A 20,240-nucleotide genomic window follows, 5' to 3' on the forward strand; every position below is an offset into this window, starting at 1 on the left:
CTCTACAAATGAAAAGACGTGATTTCTTGAAAGGCGTGGCGGTGGCGGGTGCGGCCGGCGTGGTCGGCTTCCCCGGTATCTGGACTCAGCGAAAAGCCGCCTGGGCAGCGAATGGGGAAATCCCGGTCGGTATACTTTTTTCGCTCACCGGTGCCGTGGCGGTCGTGGAGCGTACCTTGCACGACGCGGCCCTGATGGCGATCGAGGAGATCAACGACAACGGCGGTATACATGGTATGCGCCTGCGTCCCTACATCGAAGACCCGGCCTCGGATCCGGCGACCTATGCGGATCGTGCTCGCCGCCTGGTCTTGCGCGACAACTGCATCAGCGTATTCGGGTCCTACACCTCGGCGAGTCGCCAGGCGGTCCTGCCGGTGGTGGAGGGCAGGGACAATCTTTACTGGTATCCCACCCTGTACGAGGGTCGCGAGTGTTCGCGCAATGTCATGTACGGCGGGGCGGTACCAAACCAGCAGCAACAGGAGTTCGTACCCTGGCTGGCTGAAAATTTCGGTGGTCGCTTCTACCTGATTGGCAATAACTATGTCTATCCCAGGGAAGAGAACAACGTCTGCAAGATGATCTTGAATCAGATCGGCGGCGAGGCGGTACACGAAGAGTACGTCCCTATGGGTCACTCAGATTTCAGCTCGGTGATCAACCGAATTCGCCAGGCCAACCCGGACGTCATTTTCTGTACCTTGGTGGGCGATTCCGACGTGGCCTTCCAGCGACAGTTCCATGCCGCAGGCTTCGACCCGGAGCAACTACCTGTGGCCAGCCTGACACGTTCTGAAGTTGAGGTTAAGGCAATGGGTGGTGAGGCCGCTGCAGGGCACTTCAGCTCCGCTCCTTACTTCATGGCACACGACTCTCCCGAGAACGCTCGCTTCGTAGAAGCCTATCAGCGCAAATACGGATCTGATCAGGTCACTCATTTTGTCAGCGAAGCCGCTTACTTCCAGATTTACCAGTTCAAGGCAGCGGTAGAGCAGTTGGCTCCCAGCGATATCACGGCGACGAACATTCGGGCAGCCGCGGTGGGGCAAACCTTTATGGCACCTCAAGGCGAGATCCTTATCGACGAGAATCTGCATACCCACCTATGGCCAAAAGTCGCCCAGTGGGATCGCAGCGGCCAGGCGAAAGTCGTTCTGGAGTCGCAACAGCGTATCGCTCCGGAGCCCTACTGGGCCTACGAAGGGCAGCGGTGTACCGGCGAAGGCCTTGTCACGTCGTGAAAACAACGGTGCGCCCGCGCATGCAATGGATGTCGGGTGCACCAGCCAAATCTGAGGTGTCTCAATGGATGCTTTCCTAAATCAGGCCTTCGCCGGGCTCAGCATGGCATCGATCCTGCTCATGGTGGCACTCGGCCTGGCCATCATCTATGGCGCCATGGGGGTAATCAACCTGGCCCATGGCGAATTCGTCATGCTCGGTGCCTATAGTGCCTGGCTGCTGCAGACCTCCCTTGGGCTGGGCATCCTTGTGGCGTTGCCTATCGTATTCCTGATGGTCGCTCTGGTGGGCCTACTGGTAGAGCGAGGCGTCGTTCGCTGGCTGTATCACCGCCCTCTGGACACGATCCTGGCGACCTGGGGCGTGGCGATTCTCCTGCAGCAGTTGGTCCGCAGCGTCATCGGCTCGGAGTCGCGCTATGTCGCAGGTCCTACCATTCTAGACGGCAACCTCGTCCTGGGTGGCGTGGTCATGTCCAACTATAGAATTTTCCTGATTTTCTTCTCCTTGGCGGTAGTTGCCGCCACCTGGTTTCTGCTCAAGCGCAGCGAGTTCGGTACCAAGCTGAGGGCGGTGATCCAGAACAAGGAGATCTCGGAGTGCTATGGCATCCGCGCGGACCGAGTCTACGCCCTGGCGTTCGCCTATGGCGCGGGGCTTGCCGGCATGGCCGGCGCGCTGATCACGCCGCTGGTTAGTGTCACGCCCAGCATGGGTACCTACCTCGTCGTCGACGCTTTTCTGGTGGTGATCGTCGGTGGAGTCGGCAGCCTGCTGGGCACCGTTGCCGCCGCCGGCATGGTGGGTGAGGCAACGGCCATGTTCTCGATGTTGATGAACGACACCATCGGGCGTATCGCGGTCCTGCTCGCCATCATCTTCCTGATTCGGTTCAAGCCCATGGGCCTGTTCCCGGACAAGGTACGCCGCTGAGGAGTCCCCCATGAACAGAACCTTCAAGACCGACTGCATCGGCTACGCCCTGTTCGCGATACTGCTGCTCGTCGTCATCCCCTGGGCCGTGAGCTTCGATGGCTTCGCCCTGAACACTTACGCTCGTTACCTTGCACTGGGCATGGTGGCGATGGCGCTGGCGCTGTCCTGGGGTTATGCGGGCATCCTCAATCTCGGTCAGGCCGTACCGTTTGCCCTGGGCGCCTACATCATGGCGATGCACCTGAAGCTGCAGGCCAGCGCCCACATGCCCGGCGGCCTGCCGGACTTCATGGGCTGGACCAACGTCGAGGCGTTGCCCTGGTTCTGGCAGCCGTTCCACTCGCTGCCGGTCACCTTGATCGCCGGCATCGCGGTACCTGTCGCCCTGGCGGCTCTGCTAGCAGTGTTCATGTTCCGCGGGCGCATCACCGGGGTATTTGTCGCCATTATCACGCTGGCGTTCCTGGTGGCCGTCCAACTGGTGTTTATCGAGGAGCAGCGCTATACCGGAGGCCAGAACGGACTGACGGGACTGGCCCCGCTGCAACTGCTCGGCTGGCGCGTGGACAACTACAGCACCCAGTTCTACTACCTGGTAGCCGTTTGCCTCATGACGTCCCTGGCGATCGGGCTCGCCCTGGTACGCAGCAAGGTGGGCCTGGTGCTCAAGGCCATTCGTGAGGACGCAAGCCGGGTGCGCTTCTTCGGCTACGACGTCGCTCGCTACGAAACCCTGGCGTTTTGCACCTCCGCGGCGATTGCAGGCTGGGCGGGCATGCTCTACGTCCTGGTCCTCGAGTTCGCCTCTCCTACCTACATGGGCGTCGCCTTCAGCCTGGCCATCGTGATCTGGTGCGCGGTGGGCGGTCGAGAGTCGCTAGTGGCCGCCGCCTTGGGCGGGATCATCGTCAACCTGCTGGAGGGCAGGCTGTCCGACATGTTCGTCGACGGCTGGACCTTCTTCCTCGGTGCGCTCTTCATCGTCGTGGTTCTGGTTGCTCCCAGGGGCCTGTTCGGCTTGGTGCAGAGCGCCGTTCGTCATGCCGGCAAGACAATTCGTTCGGAGCGGGGCGGCGCACGCGCCAGGTGGCTGGCCACCGGCATGGGCGCGCGACGTATCGACAATGGAGGACGCTGACATGGGGCATTTGGAACTCAAGAACCTGTCGGTCCAGTTCGGTGGCTTGAAGGCGGTCAACAATCTCGACCTGAGCGTGGCGCAAGGCGAGCTGCGCTGCCTGCTCGGCCCCAACGGCGCGGGCAAGTCGACCACGCTGGATCTCATCTGCGGCAAGACCGCCGCTACCTCGGGCCAGATCCTGTTCGAAGGGCGTGACATTACCGGCTTGAGCGAGCATAGGCGGGCGCGTCTGGGAATCGGACGCAAGTTCCAGACACCCTCGGTGTTCAAGGAGCTGACGGTACTGGAAAACATGGAAATCGCGCGCTCACAGAACCCCGGGATCCTGGCGTCGGGCTTCGTCTTTCGCACCCACATTCGAGGCAGGTTGAAAGAGGTCCTGGAGCTGGTGGAGCTGAAAGATCACGTCCACACCAAGGCGGGCAACCTCTCCCACGGTCAGACCCAGTGGCTCGAAATCGCCATGCTGCTCATTCAGGACGCCAAGCTGATCCTGATGGACGAGCCGACGGCAGGCATGACGATCCAGGAGACCCGGCGAACCGGCGAGATTTTCAATTCGCTGAAGGGGCATCACACCATGATCGTGGTCGAGCACGACATGACCTTCGTGCGACAGATTGCCGAGACGGTAACGGTGATGGAGCTGGGAGCCCTGCTGGCGCAAGGCTCGATCGAGGAGATAGAGAACGACCCCAAGGTGCGGGCGGCTTATCTGGGCAACGAGGTGGCCAACCATGCTTGAAGCACGCGACCTTTATTCTTTCTACGGCAAGAGCCCGGTTCTCCAGGGCGTCAACTTCAAAGCGGGAAAAGGCGAGCTCTTCAGCATCCTGGGCCGCAACGGCGTCGGCAAAACCACGTTGCTGAAAAGCATCATGGGGCTGACAGATGGCATCAAGGGCACACTGCGGCTCAAGGAAGAAAGCATCGGAGACCTGCCGACCCCGGAACGCGCCCGCCGTCGAATCGGCTACATCCCCCAGGGCCGGGCCATCATCCCTCGCTTCACCGTCAAGGAGAACATTCTCATGGGCGCCTTCGGCCGTGAAGACGGCCGGCGTGAGATGCCGGAAGGGGTTCTGGAGCTCTTTCCCATTCTCAAGGAATTCATGAACCGCCGCGGTGGCGACCTGTCCGGTGGACAGCAGCAACAACTGGCCATTGCACGCGCCCTGGCGCTTGGCCCTGAGGTGCTGTTGCTGGACGAGCCCACTGAAGGCATCCAGCCCAATATCGTTCAGCAGATCGAGGAGGTGATCGTCCATCTCAACAAGAAAATGGGAATAACCATCTTGCTAGTGGAGCAGAACATCCCGTTCGCACGCCGGGTTTCCGACAAGTTCATCGTGCTCGACAAAGGCCGGGTAGCGGTGGCGGGCAGTGCCGAGGACCTCACCGACGACGTCGCCCATGAGTTCCTCGCGTTCTAGGGCTGGCCTCGCGTCAGCAGTGTTTGTCGCCCAGAAGCGGCGATCTTGAGACGTAACAACAACAGGAGTCGAATCATGAGACATGGTGATATTTCGAGCAGCAACGATACGGTAGGCGTGGCCGTCGTCAACTACAAGATGCCGCGCTTACATACTCGTCAGGAGGTCCTGGAAAACGCCCAGAAGATTGCCGACATGATCGTCGGCATGAAACAGGGTCTGCCCGGGCTGGACCTTGTGATCTTCCCGGAGTACAGCCTGCAGGGGATCATGTACGACCCCGACGAGATGATGGAGACCGCAGTCACCATTCCGGGAGAGGAAACCGAGATTCTCGCTCGTGCCTGCCGCAAGGCCAATACCTGGGGGGTCTTTTCCCTCACCGGCGAGCGCCACGAGGATCATCCCAAGCGCAATCCCTACAACACCCTGATCCTCATGAACAACCAGGGTGAAATTGTGCAGACCTATCGGAAGATCATCCCCTGGTGTCCGATCGAAGGCTGGTACCCCGGCAACCAGACCTTCGTCAGTGAGGGGCCCAAGGGCATGAAGATCAGCCTGATCATTTGCGATGACGGCAATTATCCGGAGATCTGGCGCGACTGTGCCATGCGAGGTGCTGAGCTGATCGTTCGCTGCCAGGGCTATATGTATCCCGCTAAGGAGCAGCAGATCAACATGGCCAAATGCATGGCCTGGGCCAACAACTGCTACGTCGCGGTAGCCAACGCCGCCGGCTTCGATGGCGTCTACAGCTACTTCGGCCACTCTTCGATCATCGGCTTCGACGGACGCACCCTGGGCGAGTGTGGCACCGAGGAGAACGGCATCCAGTATGCCCAGCTGTCGGTGAGCACCATCCGCGATGCGCGCGCCAACGACCAGTCGCAGAACCACCTGTTCAAGATCCTACACCGCGGCTATACCGCACTGCATGCCGCAGGCGATGGAGACAAGGGCGTGGCGGACTGCCCGTTCGAGTTCTATCGCAACTGGGTGAACGACGCGGAGAAGACCCGCGAGCAGGTCGAGAGCTTCACCCGCTCCAAGGTAGGTGTCGCGTGCGCTCCGGTCGGAACGCTGCCGTACGATGCCAAGGAAGAGGAACACGGCGGCTGACCTGCCGTTGTACTGACCCGGTCTGGCCGATACGGCCGGACCGGACCCATGCAGGGGGAGCGATATGCCTTTTCTGAATGAAATGCTGGATGAAAGCAGCCGCAAGCGGATGGAGCTGGAGCGTCTCGCGGCGGAAAACCAGGGGGCTGCGGTACCGGTGCAATCGCTGGATGCCGCGGCAATCGAAAGCCGCTATCGCTTCGACGTAGACGGCATCATGGCTGCCGTCCGCAGCGAGATACTCGGGCAGGATGAGGCCTTGGCGGCACTCGAGCGTGCCCTGCAGATCGTGCGTGCGGATATTGCCGATCCTCGACGCCCGCTGCATACCGCCTTGTTCCTCGGCCCTACGGGGGTGGGCAAGACCGAGATGGTACGTGCCCTGGCTCGGGCCCTGCACGGTGACGCCGACGCCTTCTGTCGCATCGACATGAATACCCTGGCGCAGGAGCACTATGCCGCCGCCCTGACGGGCGCTCCCCCGGGCTATGTCGGCAGCAAGGAGGGTACCACCCTGTTCGACCAGAGCCTAATCGAGGGCACCATTGGCAAGCCCGGCATCGTGCTCTTCGATGAGCTTGAAAAAGCCTCTGACGAAGTGGTCCAGACCCTGCTCAATGTATTCGACAATGGGCGCCTAACGGTCGCTTCGGGAGAACGCACCTACAGCTTCCGCAACTCGCTTGTGTTCATGACCAGCAACCTGGGTGCCAAGCGTATCCAGGCGCATGAGCGGGCCAAGATCCGGTGGCCTAGACGACTGCTACCACCATCGCCGCAACGCGACAGGAAGGTACTCACGAAGCTTGCAGAGCACGCATTGCTGCGCCGCTTTACACCTGAGTTCGTCAACCGAATCGACACCATCACCGTATTCAACTGGCTGGACAACGACATCCTGGATTCGCTGATCGACATGGAGATTAAACGGGCAAACCGCCGCCTGGCGAAGCACGGGGTTACTCTCTATCTGGACCATACCGTCAAGCAGTATATCGGCCGCATCGGCTTCGACAGGAAGTTTGGTGCACGCTCGCTGCGTCGTGCGATACGCCAGCACGTGGAGGCGCCGCTCGCCGTCTTCCTGCTGAACGATCTGCAGCGTAGTAATACGCCACAGCTGGTGGAAGCATATATAGAGACGGGCATGGTGAAATTCAGACATGGGGCATCTGGGTAAGACGCTCAACCAGCTTCGCTGCAGCGACAGATGTGGAACTCCCCCGTACCGATATAGGCCGAGGGCAGGGCATCGAACATGTCGCGGGCCGTGCGCACCAGATGCGGCTGATCGTAGAAGCCCGCTTCCGCGGCCAGGGTGGAGAGGGTCATTCCCGGCTGCCAGCGGGCCATGGCGCGGGTGATCTTCAGGTACAGCAGGAAGCGCCGCAGCGTCACCCCCGTTTGCTCGCGGAACAGGTGCGTGAGTCGCGAGGTGGAGATTCCGGCGCGCTCGGCCAACGCCGCAGCATCCAGCCTTTCCGGCAGGGCCTCACGCAGGTAGTGGCAGATGGCCGCGATGCGCGGATCCAGCGGCAGCGGCGGCCCGTCGGTAGCGGCCAGGAAGCGCGCCAGCTTGGCCGAGAGGGTATGGCAATCGTCGCTCTGGGCCAGCGCTCGGGCCTGTTCCTCGGCCAACGCCAGCTCCATGCTGGCTCGTCCTGCCAGGCTGCCTGCCAAGCGGCGCCAGGCATCGCTGTCTGGATCGAGCTGGGCCACCAGCATGGTGGTCTGCCCAGGGTTCAGGGCCTGGGCTACGTCCGGTGCCACCACCGCCGCCCGGGTTTGGCGGCGCGTCTCTTCCACGTCCAGCTCGAACGTGCCATCCAGCCCCAGCAGCAACGACGCACTGACGTGGCGGTGTGCCCGGTTGGCCGGCAGACGGCCGAGCAGCATCCAGCGGTCGTTCCACAGGTAGAGGGTGCCGCGCAGGGGCGAGATATCCGTCACAGGCGATCCATGGCTATCGATCCATAACGCCGAGGATACGCCATTCAAGAAGCGGGCGCCGGTACGGCAGGCTCAATGCCCGGCCGGGCGCGGCACGCGCAGCCCCAGCTTGTGCGCCACTTCGAAGGTGACGAAGATCGGGCCGATCAGCAGAAAGACCACATCTTCAATGAACGATGGTTTCTTGCCTTCCACCTTATGCCCCCATACCTGTAGCGCCCATGCCGCCACCCAGACGATCAACGAAATCCAGAGCAGCGACCACCCCGCGTTGAGGATGGCGAGGATGCCCAGCACGGAAAGGGCAAACCAGGCGAGCATCATCAAGAAGACACCCAAGGAGAGGCGCAGGTAAACCAGGCTGGCCAGCACGCCCACCAGGGTGGCGCCATTGACCCACTCGGCCGCACCGCCTTCCAGGCCCAGCCAGCGGCCAAGCGGCACCAGCCACAGCAGTCCCAGAGTGGAAAACAGAATGGCCGGCACACAGACGATGTGTACCCACTGGTTCACCGGATGGCGATGGCTCTCGCCGTAGTCGTCAAGGAATTGCTGCAGGCTACGCATGGTCATGCCCTCGTTGTTCTTGGCGGGGGTCATGCTCATGCTAGGCTCACCAGAGGGCGCTGCCTTGTATGTAACTGCTACCGGTGCAGGGCGAGACGCTTCTTCGACTAGCCATCCGACGAGCCATTATCCCTGAGCGTGCGAATCGACGCCTACTCGCTCCCACAACAGCCACGCACCCAGCCCGGCGACGGCTAGCCCCAGGGCGGCGAAGAGCAGGAAGGTGGTGCCATGGCCTTCGGCTCCGACCAGCCAGCCGGCCAGTGGTGAGCCGGTGACCTGACCGACCGAGGTAGCAAGCAGCGGCAGCACCGGGCCGAAGGCGGGCGCATCCTCCATGATCTCGATCCCCCTGACCAGATAAAACCCGGTTAGAGTCATGTACCCGGCGCCGAACAGGGCTGCAGACGCCAGGGCGAGAGGGAAATGGCCGGGGGCCAGGGCCAGCAGAACCAGACTGGCGGAGAGCACCACCAGGCCAGCGGCATGGCTGAACACCGAACCGAAGCGCGTGATGAGATCGCCAGCGCTGCCCCCTGTCAGCCCGCCGAGGCCGACTGCCAGCCACATCCAGGCGGTCTGGCTCGATCCCAAGCCACCCGCGGCGATTACCGCATCAGGAGCAAATACCCAGTAAGCCGCGCTCGCGCATCCCATGCCGGCGGCCAGGCCGCTCAGCCGGGCCATGGCGTGCCACTGTTCACGGCTCACCGGCAGGGACGCGAGGGATGGCAATGATGGCAGGGCGGAGCGATCGTCACGGGGCAGGAACAGGTAGGCAGCCAGTGCGCCCAGGGCCGCCAAGGCGGCGAAGCCGATATAAGCGCTGCGCCAGGCCTCCGCCCAGATCAGCACCGCGGGCATGGCTAGCGCGATGCCCACGCTGGTGCCCGCGTTGATGGTGGCGTTGACCCGCCCACGCAGCCTGGGTGGCACGACCCGAGACACCGCTTCCGCCATCGCCGGTGAGGAAAGGCCGGTACTGATACCGCAGATCAGCACGCCGACGGCCAGCAGCAGCGAGGAGGGTGCCAGGGCAATCGTCATCAGCCCGACCCCGGCCAAGGCGGCCGCCGCAACGCCGGCACGGCGGACCCCGAGGCGCTGTGTCACCCAAGGCGCAGCGAGGATGGCGAAGACGAAGCTCAGGAATGGCAGAGCGCCTATCACACCCGCCATGGTCGAAGAGATCGTCAACTCGTCGCGCATCGCAGGTAGAAACAGCCCGAATACGAAACGGGCCAGCCCGTAGGTGATGGCGATGATCCCGCTGCCGAGGGCCGCCATGCCGAGAGCGGAGAGAGGCCTCATGATCTCTCGCTCCGGGCTGCGGTGAGCAGGGCATCGGCCACCGCCAGAGTGTCAGCCAGAGCCGGCTGCATGCCCAAAAGCACCACCGCCGTATTGCTGCCCTCCAGCACCATGAAGAGGCGTCGTGCCAGCTCGGCGTGATGATCCAGACCATCGCGTGCCACAGCGGCTTCGATGCGTGCCAGCAGGTCACGCTTGGCGGAGATCGCCAGCGCATGAACCTCGGCGCTGTGCTCGGCAAACTCACCCATCGCCTTGACCATGATGCAGCCCTGCTGGCTGCTGTGCTCAAGCCAGCGGCCATGGGCCTCGACCAGAGCTCGTGTCGCTTGGCCGGGAGGGGCGGTGGCGGTGGCCGCATCCAGGCTGGCGACGAAGCGCTCATGGCGCGTCTGCAGCACCGCCGTGACCAGCGCCTCCTTGGAGGCGAAGTGGTTGTAGAGCGTCATGCGTACCACCCCGGCTGCCGCCACGATGCGGTCGATGCCGGTGGCATGAAAGCCCTGCTCATAGAACAGACGCTCGGCCGTGGCGAGCAGATGGTCACGCTTGGAGGCGGGCATTCGATGGCGCTCCTGTATTTCAATCAACATAGACCAGGTTTGTATAGACCGATCTATCTAAATGTTGGCCATATCTAAAACCACAGGAGCGGGGAGTGTCAAACGCTAAGAAGAAGGGCCGCTTTCCTTGGAAAAGCGGCCCTTCACGTCAAGACTTGCTTATCAAGCAGTCGGTGATACTTGTCCGACCTGCTGGTAAATCTCTTGATGTCGGTCCCTAGGCAGCCCCCGACTCCCGGAAGTGATGCCAGGCATGGTGATAGAGTACGCCGGCATAGCCGTTGCGCTGGATGATCTTGAGAATCTTGGCGGGATTTTCGTCATCCAGGGCCTTGTGCAGTTTCGCCTGCTGCTCTTCGTCCAGGGCCTCATACCAGTGGTAGGGCTTACCCTGGGCATTGCTATCCTCGGCCTTGCGCATCAGGTCCATTTCGATGCGCCCGCCGTGTCGATACAGGATATCGTAGCCCTCCTGCAGTTGGGACGCCGGCACGTCGCACGGCTTTTCGAGACCTTCCAGCACGTTGTAGTAGTAGTAGCTAAGCGGTTGCATGTGGCTCCTCCAGCGGTATGCCGTTGCTTGTTTCTACCAACCTGCTTTCCTCTCTCCATCCTGCCTGAGGCAAGGCGGTGGGCTCAATGGAAAAAATGTACGCTATCCGCGCGCACCCGACCGACTGTGGCGAAGCCACGCGGAGCGAGGCTCATTCACTCCATATATCCTCGCTTCTGGCTTCTGGCTTCTGGCTTCTGGCTTCTGGCTTCTGGCTTCTGGCTTCTGGACACTGACCAAGCGCTACCTGGACCCGCACCCGCTAAACTGAGGCAACCAGGGGGCTTCGTCAGAGTGGGTGGAGCAGGGGGGCGGCGATGAACTACGAACAGGTAGTGGCGAGTCTGTGGCGCCATGGCGATGGGCAAGTGACCGATCATGCCGCTCGGCTGAACGAACTCATTCGCTATGCCACCCTGGCACCTTCTGGGCACAACACCCAGTGCTGGCGCTTTAGAGTCGCGGACGAAGCCATCACGATCCTGCCGGATCTCACCCGGCGCACCCCGGTCGTCGATCCGGACGACCACCATCTCTACGTTTCGCTGGGATGCGCTGCCGAGAACCTGAGCCTGGCGGCGCGGGCGCTCGGCATGCAGGGCGAGGTCACGTTTCATGCCGAAGAGGAGGGGGAAGTCCGCGTGACGCTGGCACCCTGCCAGGCGGAGCGCTCCCCGCTGTTCGAGGCCATCCCGGCACGCCAGTGCACCCGCTCCGACTACGATGGCGTGCCGGTTACCGACCAGGAGCTCTACCTGCTCCAGGGGGCCGGAACCGGAGATGGGGTCTCCATCAGCCTGCTGACCGAGCGACCGGCGATAGAGCAGGTGCTGGGGTTCGTGCTTCTGGCCAACAGCTTGCAGATTCGTAGCCGCCCCTTCCGGCAGGAGCTCGAGGCCTGGATCCGCTTTGGCGAACGCGAGGCCCTCGAGGCCGGGGATGGGCTCTTTGCGCGGGCCATGGGAAGTCCGGCCACGCCTCGGTGGCTGGGCCGGTGGCTGTTTCGCGCGCTGCTACGCCAAGGCACCGAGAATACCAAACTCACCCGGCAAATCCGCAGCTCCGCCGGTATTGCCGTGTTCATCTCGGAAGTCGACGACAAGGCGCACTGGGTGGAAGCCGGGCGCTGCTATCAGCGTTTCGCCTTGCAGGCGACGGCACTCGGCATCTGCAACGCCTTCATCAACCAGCCGGTCGAGGAGACGAGCGTGCGTCCGGCGTTCGCCGAGGCCTTGGGTATCGTCGTCGGGCGCCCCGACCTGGTAGTTCGGTTCGGCCGGGGCAAGGCAATGCCCCGCTCGCTGCGCAGGCCGGTGGAAGCGGTCCTTGTCCCATGACCTGCAATCAGATCTCTTCTTGACCTGTGAGCCGAATCGCTCGTCTATTCGGCTCGCCGGGTGAGCGAAATAAGTCCGCCATTCGGCTCTCCAGGGCATGCCGGCAGGAATGTGCTTGGCTTTACTTCCAGCCCGGATGCCTCCATCTCCTCGTCAATCCCACTTATCCCGGAGCCCAGCCATGTCCGATTCCCTGCATCTGGCCTGTCCCCACTGCCTGGCCATCAACCGCGTGGCCACGGCGCGCCTGGCCGCCTCGCGCTGCGGCAAGTGCAAGCAGCCAATGTTCACCAGGGCGCCGCTGGAGCTCACCAGCGCCAACTACGCGGCGCTGATTGAGCGCAGCGAGCTGCCGGTGGTAGTGGACTTCTGGGCCGGCTGGTGCGGCCCGTGCAAGATGATGGCGCCGGTCTTCGCCCAGAGCGCTGCCGAACTGGAGCCGCGCATCCGCTTCGCCAAGCTCGACACCGAGGCGGAGCCGGGCTTGGCCGGGCGCTTCGGCATTCGCAGCATTCCCACGTTGATCGTGTTCAAGCAGGGACGTGAAATCGTCCGCCAGGCCGGGCTGATGCAGGGCTCACAGCTCAAGCGCTGGCTCGAACCTTTCCTGGTCTGAAGCTCCATAAGGTCAGCGATCCAGCAGCCCCTCGGCGAGCGCCTCGCCAAGCCGGTCCACGGCGGCGGCCAGCTTCTCGTCGATGACGTGCAGGTACTCAGTCCAGTCATCCACGTGGTGCAGCTCCGCCTTGCCGTCCGAGATGCCGCGCAACACGATCAGCGGCACGTTGAAGCGGGTGCAGGCGCGCAGGCAGGCGTAGCTCTCCATGTCCACCATATCCGCAGCGATGGCGGCATAGGCTTCGCCCGAGACGATATTGGCCCCGGTGGAGAGCGTGGCTTCACGAATGCCGGGAATGCGCAGCGGCAGGGAAACGATCGCCGGCAGGTCGAGGAAGGGCGTGGTGCCCCTCTCGAAGCCCAGCGGCGAGGCGTCCATGTCGCGGTAGGCGACGGAGGTCGCCTGATAGATCTCGGTTTGCTCCAGCACCCGGCTGCCCGCCGAGCCCAGCGACACCACCAGGTCCGGCAGGCGCCCCTGCTGAGCTAGAGCGGCCAGGGCCGCGGTAAGCTCAACCGCCGCCTCCACCGGGCCGACGCCGGTCATGAACGGCGCGAAACGCTGCTTGAGATGCGGGCCGTATTCGGCCTCAGCGGCCATCGCGAAGAGCACCTGGCGGCCGCCAAGCGTCGTCAGCGTTGGCGGCGTGTGCCGGGTCGCGCTCATACGTCGATCCTCATTCGTTTCATGGCCTCAGGCATCGCTATCGTTGCCGACCGTCTGAATGACCTCGAACCCTTCGAAGTTCGGCGGACCCAGGTAGAGCCCCTCGCGCTTGCTCTGGCCGGCGTTGGCGTGGGCCTTGCGGAACGCCTCGGAGTGCGTCCAGGCCTCGAAGTCCTCCCGCGAGCGCCAGATGGTGTGTGAAGCGTAGAGCACGTGGTCCTCCTTCTCGGGGCCGCGCAGCATATGGAACTCGACGAAGCCGGGCAGGCCCTGCAGGTGGGTCTCCCGCTCCAGCCAGATCTGCTCGAACTCCTTTACTCGCTCGGGGTTGACCCGAAAACGGTTCATGGCGATGAACACGATAACGCTCCTTGTGGTTCAGGCGGCTGATGGTCACCGAACTACGATGACACCGACGCCGATAGGGGGCAAGCGTAGGGATGAACCTGCGACCATCGGCCGACTCTGCGCTGACCCTGTGCTGATCTGAGCTTGTGCCGACCTTGTGCCGACCTTGTGAAAGTGGCGCGGGATAGCGAAACGGGTATGGTAAGCGAAAGCCACCGGGAGAAGAGGCCGATGCACAAGGGAAGCTGCCTATGCGGCAAGGTCGATTACGAGTACCGCGGCGAGATCGATGAAGTCTCCATGTGCCACTGCAAGCAGTGCCAGAAGGCCCAGGGCTCGGCCTTCGTTGCCGTGGCGCCCATCCGTTCCGCCGAGTTTCGCATCACCCGAGGCGCGGAGTATCTCAAGGAGTATCGCGCCACGCCCGGCAAGGTGCGGGTGTTCTGCAGCGAGTGCGGTAGCCCGCTCTACAGCGCCCGCGACGACCTGCCCGAGGCCAAGCGGCTGCGCCTCGGCACCCTGGATACCCCGGTATCGCCCAGCAAACTCTACCACGCCTGGGTTTCGTCCAAGGCCGAGTGGTTCGAGCTTGCCGACGAGCTGCCCAGGTTCCCGCAAGCTGCGTTGAAGCGCTGACTCTCACCGATAGCCTGGCGTCGTCTGTTGGGTTGCCCCGGGTTATTGGCTACGCTCAGAGGACTTCGCCAACATCGAGAACAACGACATGGCTCGCAGAACGCTTGGTACCGTTTTCCTGGCAGCAGTGCTGTACCACCCCTACGCCGCCCTCGCGCTGCCGGAAGGGGAGGGCCGGGAGACGTTCGAAGCCGTCTGCGCTGCCTGCCACGGCGTCAACCTGATCGAGCGCAGCTCAGGGTACACTCACGAGGAGTGGGACTTTCTCATCTCCACCATGATCGAACTGTCGGACGCCCCCGCGCGGCAGGACGAGATCCTCGGCTATCTCGCCGAGCACTTCCCACCCAGCGATAATCGGGCCGCAACGCCGGCCGATGGCCCGCTGAGCGTCCAGTTCGAAGAGTGGAAGGTGCCCACGCTGGGGCAGCGCTCTCGCGATCCGGTCGAAGCGCCGGACGGCAGTATCTGGTGGGTAGGGCAGTGGCTGGACATCCTCGGCCGGATCGATCCCGAAACGGGCGAGATGGAGGAGTTCGAGCTGCCCCCGGGCGCAAGGCCCCACTCGGTCAACATCGGCCCCGACGGAGCAGCCTGGTACACCGGCAACCGCAACGCCACCATGGGGCGATTCGACCCGCAAACCGGCGAGATCACCGAATACCCCATGCCCGACGAGGCCGCGCGCGATCCGCACACCGCCGAGTTCGCCGAGAACGGTATCCTCTGGTTCACCCTGCAGCAGAGCAACATGATTGGCCGGTTGGACCCGGAAACCGGCGAGGTGCAGCTGGCCACCAGCCCGCGTGAAGGCTCGCGACCCTATGGGCTGAAGATCGCTGCGGATGGCACCGTGTGGGCCTCCTGCAACGGGGCGAACTGCTTGCTGCGCGTCGACCCCGAATCGATGGAAGTGAGCGAGATCGCCTTGCCCGAGGCTGGCACCACGGTGCGCCGGCTCGATATCGACGAAGACGGCATCATCTGGTGGGTCAATTCCGGGCTGGGCCGGCTGGGGCGTTACGACCCCGACAGCGGCGATATCCAGGAGTGGGACTCGCCCAGCGGTCCGGACTCCCACCCCTATGCCATCGCCGTGTTCGACGGAGCGGTCTGGTACAACGAAAGCGGCGTGCGGCCGGACATGCTGGTGCGCTTCGATCCCGAGGCGGAATCCTTCCAGAGCTGGCCGATCCCCTCAGGCCCGGTACATGCCGGCATCTTGCGCCACATGCGCACCACCCTCGACGGCGAAGCCCTGCTGATCCACCAGACTGGCACCAATCACATTGGCAGGGTGACCGTGGAGAACAGTGGTTCTACACCTTCACGACCTTCAATCCGTAATCAGCGGGATTGACAATGTCCTCGAGCTTACCGATCTGAGAAAAGTCGCTTTTTGTAAGCACACTACTGATGTTGGTCTCAGGAAAGCGCAGGTTCTTGACGACGTGGACTTGGATTGGCATACCTTTGCCGTCGATATCCATTACCCAGGCGAGAAAGCCACCCGAGAACTTGGCCAGGCTACCGATCGGATACAGCCCATACACTTGAATGTATTCCACAAGCACCGTCTTGTCGTAGGCAGTATCTGCTTCATGGATCTTTCGGTAGGCATCGAGTGGTGAACGTGGTGGTACGCCGTTACGCGCATGCATCAGCTTGTTGATCGCTTTGATCACCGCGACCAAACGAATCAGCTCAGAGAGCTGCTCGCCGCGCTTGCCCATCGGATAGCCGGAGCCGTCCGGACGTTCGTTGGCATTCTCGATCACATCGCGGCAGGTTGGGCTTGGCTCCCACCCAAGTTCGTGCTGCTTGTCGCGTAACACAGTCACATGACCCCTGAGTATCGCCTTCTGTGCCGGGTTCATGTTCACCTTGAGTGACGGTAGCTGTGCACTGACCAGCAGTGGCTTGCCCATGGTGTGCATCAAGGCGCCCAGTATTGCCTCACGCACCTGGGGATCATGTGGGTCGCGCAGCATCATGAAATCCGCCAACTGGCCAGCGACCTGGACTGCATGCCTGACCCAGTCGGGTTCGTCGCGCAGGAACGCCAGGGCATACAGTAAGGCCTTGCGGTCCTGTTCCACCAGGTAGCGCAGCGTGTCGACGCAATCATAGAAAATTTCACTGGGGAACAGGTTACGCGTCTTCATGTACATCAACCCCACCTGGAGCTGATGGGCCACGTTCATCACGCCGCGCTCCATGGGCGACTGGCGAGTGTGCTTCTCCTGCTCCTGGGCTTCTCGTTGAAGTATCTTCTTCTCCTTGGCGCCTGGTATGAACAGCGGCGAGTGTTGGGTCATCTTTTCGTTGGACCCGGTGCGGTAGGCGGCCTCTCGCTCCGACTCATTCACGTACCGGAACAGGGCTTCTGTCTGGGCCGTTGACATGTGTATGAACTGAACGCCGACCGCGGCATATCCATGGTTACCGAAGGGGCGGATATGCCGGATCGAGCCTTCAGCGAAGAAGCTCTCACCGTTGGGGAATTCCAATGTGACCCCCGGAATGTCCTGGTCCACACCAAGTGCGATGCTATCTGCCAGATCAATGTCGACCATGCAGCCGCCCACCGACAGGTTGCGTAGTCGGCCTGGTATGTTGAGTTCATGCAAGTAGACTTCGAGGCTGACGCGGGTCTGCATACCGAGGATGAAGGGAATGCGTACCGCTCCCCGATTCTCATGCACAAACACCGATTCGGGTAGCTGGCACTCCAGACGATACGATGTACTGTCCGTCTTAAGCAGCTTGGCGGCTACGTTGGTGAGGCTGTAGGTCTCGCGCTCGCTGGTTTGTGGGCCCTTCAGAGCTTCCAGGTCGAAGCTCAAGCTTCCTTTGGTGAAGTAGTGCTCCAGATTTCCATCACTGTATTCGGCTTCCAGCACCAGATGGCCACTATCCAGGTCGAGCTCGGTGACCTCAACGGCCAAGGCATAGGGCATGGCCTTGGAGTACAGCGAAAACTCGTGCTTGTGTTGAAGTAACGAGCGAATGACTTGTGCTGCGGGGTTGCCGGGACGGGGAGCAATAGCCATGGCGTATCCTGCGTATGGCGTCGGAGGGATTTAATTATTGTTATTAAACGGAAAAATTTCGGCTGAGAAAAATAAGGCTCGCTAAGTAAACTATGGTATGCCTAATTCAAGGTGTCAATCAATGATGGTGTCGTCATTCATCAGCGGGAGTCGATCCGGTAAGGCCATGAGGTCCGCCAGGGGCATGGGGCGGGCGAACAGGAAGCCCTGTAACAGGTTGCAGTTGCGACGGATCAGGTCCTGCTGCTGTTCACGCTCCTCAACGCCTTCGGCGACCACCACCAGATCCATATGATGGGCCATGGTGATGATGCCCTGGACGATGGCGGCATTACTACGGCTGGTGAGGATGTTCTGGATAAAGGCGCGGTCCAGTTTGATCTTATGGATGGGCAGGTCGCGCAGGTAGCTAAGGCTTGAGAAGCCGGTACCAAAATCGTCAATAGCGACCGTGATCCGCATTCCACGCAGCCTGCGGATCATCTCGATAGCCAGTTCAGCGCCCACCATCAAGATGCTTTCGGTCATCTCCAGCTCGAGGAGTTCGGGCGGCAGGCCCGTTTCGTCCAGGATGTCTTGTATTTCATTGAGGAAACCATCGCGGTGGAACTGCAGCGACGAGATGTTGATCGCCACCGGAAATATACGCTCCCCCTTTGCGAGCTGCTCGGCCAGGCTCTGGCATGCCTGTCTCAGAACCCAGCGGCCCAGGGGAATGATCTGGCCGGTTTGTTCGGCGATAGGAATGAAGATTCCAGGAGATACCATGCCATGTGTGGGATGGTGCCACCTGACCAGGGCCTCGACGCTGCGAATCTGGCCACTGACGGCATCGACCACCGGCTGGTAGTAGAGCTCGAACTGGTTTTCACGCAGCGCGGTATGGAGGTCATGGCGCAGCATTACGTGCTCGCTGGTGTGCCCAACCCCTTCTCCCTGGTACCACTGCCAGGTGTTGCGTCCCTGCTTTTTAGCCGCCTCTACGGCCAGGTCGGCATGCTGTAACAATTCTTGAGCCTGGTGAACGTCTTCGTCGCTGCAAGCGATGCCAATGCTGGTACTGATGTGTAACGCGCGGCCGTCGATCTCGAACGGGTGTTCCAAAGCATTGAGAATGCGCTCAGCGGCATCTATCACTTCTTCTCGGGCCCTGAAGCCAGGCATCAGAAAGACGAACTCATCTCCGGTGAGGCGGGCTAGGGTGTCAGTGTGGCGAAGCAGCTGCCGTAGGCGGTCGGCGACGGCCATCAGCAGTTGATTGCCGACGGTATAACCCAGCCCATCGTTGATTGCCTTGAATCCATCGAGATCGAGGTGCATCACCGCTAGCAGTTTCTGGTTCTCCCGACTCACTCGGAAAACATGCTCGAGGCGATTCTCAAGCGCGGGTCGGTTGGGCAAGTCAGTGAGCAGGTCGTGTGTGGCCTGATGAGCAATCTGGGCCTCTTGGTTCTTCTGCTCGGTGATGTCCTCCAGGATGCCGATGAAGTGGGTGCAGCGGCCAGCCTCGTCAAAGACGGGATTGATGGCCAGTCGATTCCAGAAAGGTGTGCCGTCCTTGCGGTAATTCAGCAGCGTAACCTGCACCTCGGTACGATCCACCACGCTCTGGCGGATCTTGCCGATGGCCGCGGGGTCGGTTTCATTACCTTGCAGGAAACGACAATTTCTGCCCAGCACATCGTCCGGGGTATAGCCCGTAATACGGTAGAACGCCTCATTGGCATAGACGAGCGGCAGGTCGTGCCGGGTGGCATCGGCCATGAGGATCCCGTTGGGACTGGACTGGATGCCTCGCTGCAACAGTCTCAGCTCGGCTTCCTGACGCTTGCGCGCCGTAATGTCATGACAGATGCCGTAGACGCCAATGATGTCGCCTTCGACAGTTACTGGAAAGTTGGTGACTTCCACATAGTAGGTATGGCCGTCGGCATGGACACCCATGGTCTCATAGTGACGCGAGGCACCTGCCTTGGCGGCATCGAAGGCCGTTTGGGTCAGCTCGCGATAGTCGGGTGCGACGAACTCGTTGAAGTGGCGGCCGATCAGGGCCCCCGCCGGGTAACCCGTGATCCGTTCCAGGGCGGCGTTGCCGCGCTGGAAGCGGCCCTCGAGATCGAACTCATAGACCCCGTCTGGATGATTCACGAACAAAGAACGGTGCCACTCGGCCAGGGTACGGTGATGGCGGCTGTCACGGTCCCTGATAACCGCCAGGGCGATCAGGGCGGCAGCCTGGATGAGCCGTCGTTTGCTGAGTTCGCTGGGAGCCCTGGCCTCTGGGTAATAGGTGCCGAACGTCCCCAGCAACTCGCCCTGAGTGGTAATCACTGGGCTCGACCAGCAGGAGCGAAATCCTTCGGCAAGGGCGGCATCACGGAAGGCCACCCAGCGTGGATCCGCCTGGATGTCTTCAGTGATGACCTGGCGCCGCAGGTAGGCAGCCGCACCGAACGAGGCAGACGAGGTGTCTACAGGAACATGCTGGAGCCGTTCCCAATAGGCTCGAGAGAAGCGCTGGCTGGGCATCAGACTGAGCGAGCTACGTGCCGGATCGAAGCGCATGAAGGCCACTACGGCACCGGGAAGCTGGATACCGATCCAGTGGGCAATCGCATCCAGTGTCGTCTCCAACGGCGCCTGCTGGGCGATCAATTCATGTATATCTTGCTGAACTTCCAGCAAGGCAAGTTCGTCCGTCACGCGTATGTCTCCATGTACCTCGCTCCCTGGCTTCAAGAGGCTGCCATTCAAGAGCAG

General features: G+C 61.8%; 20 protein-coding genes. 11 read left to right on the forward strand and 9 right to left on the reverse strand.

Annotated elements, in window-relative coordinates; all coding sequences use genetic code 11:
• Positions 1 to 8 precede the first annotated feature (8 nt).
• The 7 genes from HOP53_RS10140 (at position 9) to HOP53_RS10170 (ending at position 7,057) form a co-directional block, all read left to right on the forward strand.
• Entirely contained in the window at positions 9 to 1,244 is a 1,236-nt protein-coding gene (locus HOP53_RS10140; protein WP_234269918.1) for a transporter substrate-binding domain-containing protein, read from the forward strand.
• Positions 1,245 to 1,308: 64 nt separating this feature from the next.
• Positions 1,309 to 2,178, forward strand: a complete 870-nt coding sequence (gene urtB / locus HOP53_RS10145) for an urea ABC transporter permease subunit UrtB (protein WP_234269919.1) — start codon at positions 1,309 to 1,311, stop codon at positions 2,176 to 2,178.
• Positions 2,179 to 2,188: 10 nt separating this feature from the next.
• Positions 2,189 to 3,319 (forward strand): urea ABC transporter permease subunit UrtC, encoded by a 1,131-nt coding sequence (urtC, locus tag HOP53_RS10150; protein WP_234269920.1) that lies wholly within the window; start codon positions 2,189 to 2,191, stop codon positions 3,317 to 3,319.
• A gap of 1 nt (position 3,320) precedes the next feature.
• A complete protein-coding gene (gene urtD / locus HOP53_RS10155) occupies positions 3,321 to 4,067 on the forward strand; it encodes an urea ABC transporter ATP-binding protein UrtD (RefSeq protein ID WP_234269921.1) in 747 nt (248 codons plus the stop codon).
• The gene (gene urtE / locus HOP53_RS10160; protein WP_234269922.1) at positions 4,060 to 4,755 is read left to right on the forward strand and encodes an urea ABC transporter ATP-binding subunit UrtE; all 696 of its coding nucleotides are present in this window, start codon (positions 4,060 to 4,062) and stop codon (positions 4,753 to 4,755) included. Before urtD ends, urtE begins: the two co-directional genes overlap by 8 nt.
• Positions 4,756 to 4,830: 75 nt before the next feature.
• Complete coding sequence (locus HOP53_RS10165; RefSeq protein ID WP_234269923.1) at positions 4,831 to 5,877, forward strand: aliphatic amidase; 1,047 nt, start codon at positions 4,831 to 4,833, stop codon at positions 5,875 to 5,877.
• A gap of 64 nt (positions 5,878 to 5,941) precedes the next feature.
• Positions 5,942 to 7,057 (forward strand): AAA family ATPase, encoded by a 1,116-nt coding sequence (locus HOP53_RS10170; protein WP_234269924.1) that lies wholly within the window; start codon positions 5,942 to 5,944, stop codon positions 7,055 to 7,057.
• Between the two features lie 5 nt (positions 7,058 to 7,062).
• Here HOP53_RS10170 and HOP53_RS10175 read toward each other — a convergent pair whose 3' ends face one another.
• From HOP53_RS10175 to HOP53_RS10195, 5 genes are all read right to left on the reverse strand, one after another.
• Positions 7,063 to 7,827 (reverse strand): helix-turn-helix domain-containing protein, encoded by a 765-nt coding sequence (locus HOP53_RS10175; protein ID WP_234269925.1) that lies wholly within the window; start codon positions 7,825 to 7,827, stop codon positions 7,063 to 7,065.
• 72 nt (positions 7,828 to 7,899) lie between these two features.
• Positions 7,900 to 8,433 (reverse strand): Mpo1 family 2-hydroxy fatty acid dioxygenase, encoded by a 534-nt coding sequence (locus HOP53_RS10180; RefSeq protein ID WP_234269926.1) that lies wholly within the window; start codon positions 8,431 to 8,433, stop codon positions 7,900 to 7,902.
• An 87-nt stretch (positions 8,434 to 8,520) separates the two neighbouring features.
• Complete coding sequence (locus HOP53_RS10185) at positions 8,521 to 9,705, reverse strand: MFS transporter (RefSeq protein ID WP_234269927.1); 1,185 nt, start codon at positions 9,703 to 9,705, stop codon at positions 8,521 to 8,523.
• Positions 9,702 to 10,268, reverse strand: a complete 567-nt coding sequence (locus HOP53_RS10190) for a TetR/AcrR family transcriptional regulator (protein ID WP_234269928.1) — start codon at positions 10,266 to 10,268, stop codon at positions 9,702 to 9,704. The genes HOP53_RS10185 and HOP53_RS10190 overlap by 4 nt, the downstream gene beginning before the upstream one ends.
• 217 nt (positions 10,269 to 10,485) lie before the next feature.
• Entirely contained in the window at positions 10,486 to 10,821 is a 336-nt protein-coding gene (locus HOP53_RS10195; RefSeq protein ID WP_234269929.1) for a hypothetical protein, read from the reverse strand.
• Positions 10,822 to 11,138: 317 nt separating this feature from the next.
• On the opposite strand from HOP53_RS10195, the gene HOP53_RS10200 reads away from it, so the two are divergent.
• Positions 11,139 to 12,158 carry an Acg family FMN-binding oxidoreductase gene (locus HOP53_RS10200; protein WP_234269930.1) on the forward strand — a complete coding sequence of 340 codons (1,020 nt, stop codon included), beginning with the start codon at positions 11,139 to 11,141 and terminating at the stop codon, positions 12,156 to 12,158.
• Between the two features lie 181 nt (positions 12,159 to 12,339).
• Positions 12,340 to 12,774: a thioredoxin TrxC gene (gene trxC, locus HOP53_RS10205; RefSeq protein WP_234269931.1), complete on the forward strand. Its 435-nt coding sequence runs from the start codon at positions 12,340 to 12,342 to the stop codon at positions 12,772 to 12,774.
• A 12-nt stretch (positions 12,775 to 12,786) separates the two neighbouring features.
• On the opposite strand, the gene HOP53_RS10210 is transcribed toward trxC, so the two are convergent.
• The gene (locus HOP53_RS10210) at positions 12,787 to 13,443 is read right to left on the reverse strand and encodes a 5'-methylthioadenosine/S-adenosylhomocysteine nucleosidase (protein WP_234269932.1); all 657 of its coding nucleotides are present in this window, start codon (positions 13,441 to 13,443) and stop codon (positions 12,787 to 12,789) included.
• A 27-nt stretch (positions 13,444 to 13,470) separates the two neighbouring features.
• Entirely contained in the window at positions 13,471 to 13,803 is a 333-nt protein-coding gene (gene hmuQ / locus HOP53_RS10215; protein ID WP_234269933.1) for a heme-degrading protein HmuQ, read from the reverse strand.
• Between the two features lie 219 nt (positions 13,804 to 14,022).
• Between hmuQ and HOP53_RS10220 the strand changes: the two genes are divergently transcribed.
• A complete protein-coding gene (locus tag HOP53_RS10220) occupies positions 14,023 to 14,427 on the forward strand; it encodes a GFA family protein (RefSeq protein WP_234269934.1) in 405 nt (134 codons plus the stop codon).
• 88 nt (positions 14,428 to 14,515) lie between these two features.
• Positions 14,516 to 15,787 (forward strand): virginiamycin B lyase family protein, encoded by a 1,272-nt coding sequence (locus HOP53_RS10225; RefSeq protein ID WP_234269935.1) that lies wholly within the window; start codon positions 14,516 to 14,518, stop codon positions 15,785 to 15,787.
• Here the strand turns inward: HOP53_RS10225 and HOP53_RS10230 are convergent.
• On the reverse strand, positions 15,747 to 17,480 hold the full coding sequence (locus tag HOP53_RS10230; RefSeq protein WP_234269936.1) for a PilZ domain-containing protein: 1,734 nt from the start codon (positions 17,478 to 17,480) through the stop codon (positions 15,747 to 15,749). The two genes, HOP53_RS10225 and HOP53_RS10230, sit on opposite strands and share 41 nt — an antisense overlap.
• A gap of 114 nt (positions 17,481 to 17,594) precedes the next feature.
• Positions 17,595 to 20,183 carry a bifunctional diguanylate cyclase/phosphodiesterase gene (locus tag HOP53_RS10235; protein ID WP_234269937.1) on the reverse strand — a complete coding sequence of 863 codons (2,589 nt, stop codon included), beginning with the start codon at positions 20,181 to 20,183 and terminating at the stop codon, positions 17,595 to 17,597.
• Positions 20,184 to 20,240 lie beyond the last annotated feature (57 nt).

The sequence above is a fragment of the Billgrantia ethanolica genome (assembly GCF_021404305.1).
Lineage (GTDB): Bacteria > Pseudomonadota > Gammaproteobacteria > Pseudomonadales > Halomonadaceae > Halomonas > Halomonas ethanolica.